The sequence below is a fragment of the Actinoplanes sp. ATCC 53533 genome (assembly GCF_003947245.1).
Genome location: NZ_QHHV01000529.1, coordinates 1 through 1205, shown reverse-complemented (window position 1 = coordinate 1205; position 1205 = coordinate 1). Strand labels below are relative to the sequence as shown.

Below are 1205 nucleotides of genomic sequence, written 5' to 3'. Positions count from 1 at the left end.
ATCCGGGCGTTGAGCGCCATGTTGGCGGCAACTGGTCGTTGACTACCTGGTGGCTCTCCAGCCGGAGTTGGGTCGCCGGGTCGTAGCGGCCCAGTTCACGAAGCCGTCGGAGAACCACCCGTTGTCGGCGCCGGTGCCGTCAACGTAGGAGCGGTAGGTCTGCCCGCCTGGCCAGATCACCTTCGTTAGCAGCGCTGAGAAGGCCGCCATGTCGGCGTCGGTCCATTGCTGGCCGCGGTCGCGTGCCTCGACGACGTACGCGATGACCGCGTTGGCGTGGCTCACGTCCTGCCCGGGGCGCCGTGCCGATCCCCAGAAGTCGCTCCAGAAGTACGCGGTGGGCTCCGTCGGATTGCGGCGCAGCTGTCCGCGGAGGCTCGCTTGTAGGCCGGGCAGATGCAGGTCGATGTTACGGACCACCTCGAGACAGCGGTCCCGGCGCACCTGATCGTCGGTGATCCGCGAGAGGTTCAACGTGATCAGCGCCCAGTGCGCCGCCATGTGCGTCCGCTCGCGGTAGATGTTGTCGCCGGCGCCGCGCGAGTACCACTTCTGGAAGATGTCGACCTCGGCGAAACGCAGCAGCCGGTCGTAGCGGGCGCGGTACACCGGGTTGCCGTAGACGGCCGGTGTCTCCCGCATGGCGACCAGCAACGCAGTCCCGTAACGCCAGAAGTAGCTCTCGTAGAGGGGGATCTCGTCGCCGCCCTCGCCGGAACTTGACGACGCCCAGCCGCGGTAGCCGTCGCGAAACTGGCTGCTGCGCAGCGTGGACGACAGCACGGCGGCGTCGGCTACGTTCTCGACGAATGCTAGGGCGCGGTCGAGGTAGCTCCGCTGGTCCGTGGCGCGGAACATCGCGGTGCAGGCATCGACGGAGTAGGACAGGTTGTAGTGGTCCCAACTGTCCGCCGACCGGCTCATCGGCAGGCTGTTCTTGTATTCATGGTCCCAGCTCTGCATGAAGATGCTGGTCCAGTGTGCGACCGACTTGAGCCCGACCGACCGGCGCGGCGCGGGCGGCTCGGCCGGTAGCAGTTGCGTGACCGTCTGGTCGTCGGAGCCAGGGTGAGCGCTTGCGGCGGTCAGTGAACTCAGCGCCAGGATGAGTATGGCGCGGCGACCGACCTTTGCAGGGACGTGGAACTCTCTCGCCGTCATCGGTCTACCGCCTCCCGCTCGAACTCCGACGGACTCGGGCGTCG

General features: G+C 67.1%; 1 protein-coding gene. It reads right to left on the bottom strand.

Going from position 1 to position 1205, the window contains the following annotated elements; translation table 11 throughout:
- Positions 1-42 precede the first annotated feature (42 nt).
- Positions 43-1161, bottom strand: a complete 1119-nt coding sequence (locus tag DMB66_RS59805; RefSeq protein ID WP_199753310.1) for a hypothetical protein — start codon at positions 1159-1161, stop codon at positions 43-45.
- Between the last annotated feature and the right edge of the window lie 44 nt (positions 1162-1205).